1 protein-coding gene and 1 pseudogene are annotated in these 1,104 nt (G+C 70.0%); both read left to right on the plus strand.

The features are described from left to right. Positions 1 to 203: 203 nt before the first annotated feature. Positions 204 to 383: an SPOR domain-containing protein gene (locus tag I5E_RS09295; RefSeq protein ID WP_022906735.1), complete on the plus strand. Its 180-nt coding sequence runs from the start codon at positions 204 to 206 to the stop codon at positions 381 to 383. 45 nt (positions 384 to 428) lie between these two features. Next, positions 429 to 1,104: pseudogene (locus I5E_RS21520) on the plus strand (glutamine synthetase beta-grasp domain-containing protein); the annotation flags it as partial.

Below are 1,104 nucleotides of genomic sequence, written 5' to 3' on the forward strand. Positions count from 1 at the left end.
CCTCCAGGCCCTCACCCTGCGCGCGGGGCGCGCCCCGAGACTCGGGCCTGCGGACAGAACTCGCGCTCCGGCGCCGCGAAACTGTCCGCCGAGCCGAGACTCGGCACCCCGCCTGCGGCGGGCGGCGCGCGCGGAGCATCCGGCGCACCTGCCGCACGCGGCGCGCCCGGGCCACGCACGCGCCCCGTGGGTACGGTGGCGGCATGAGTGACGAACGCATCGAGTCCCAGTGGTGGTTCAACGAGAAGACGCACGCCGTCGAGCAGGGCCCGCAGTCGCCGCAGCGCGACCGCATCGGCCCGTTCGACACGCGTGAGGAGGCGCAACACGCCCTGGACCGCATCAAGGCGAACAACGAGCGTTGGGACGACGAAGACCAATAGGCTGAGACTCCCAGCTGGACCAGCTGCACCACGGAAAGGGCGTCAATGGACAAGCAGACGGACTTCGTGCTCCGCACCATCGAGGAGCGGGGCATCAAGTTCATCCGACTCTGGTTCACGGACGTCATCGGGACCCTCAAGTCGGTCGCGATCGCCCCGGCCGAGGTCGAGGGCGCGTTCGCCGAGGGCATCGGGTTCGACGGGTCCGCGATCGAGGGCCTCACCCGCTCGTACGAGGCGGACGTCCTGGCGCACCCGGACCCGTCGACGTTCCAGATCCTCCCGTGGCGCGGCGAGATCGACCCGACCGCGCGGATGTTCTGCGACATCACGACGCCGGACGGGCAGCCCGCCGTCGCCGACCCGCGCAACGTGCTGAAGCGCACGCTGGCGAAGGCGAGCGAGCGCGGCTTCACGTTCTACACGCACCCCGAGATCGAGTTCTACCTGCTGAAGAGCCGTGACTGGAAGGACGGCGGCCCCCAGCCCGTCGACCGCGCCGGCTACTTCGACAACGTCCCCGGTGGCAGCGCGCACGACTTCCGTCGCCGGTCGGTCCGGATGCTCGAGGACCTCGGCATCTCGGTGGAGTTCTCCCACACGAGGCCGGCCCCGGGCAGAACGAGATCGACCTCCGCTACGCCGACGCGCTGACGATGGCCGAACACATCATGACCTTCCGCACGNTCGTGAAGGAGGTCGCGATCGAGCAGGGCGTCTA

The sequence above is a fragment of the Curtobacterium sp. B18 genome (genome assembly GCF_000333375.1).
GTDB lineage: Bacteria > Actinomycetota > Actinomycetes > Actinomycetales > Microbacteriaceae > Curtobacterium.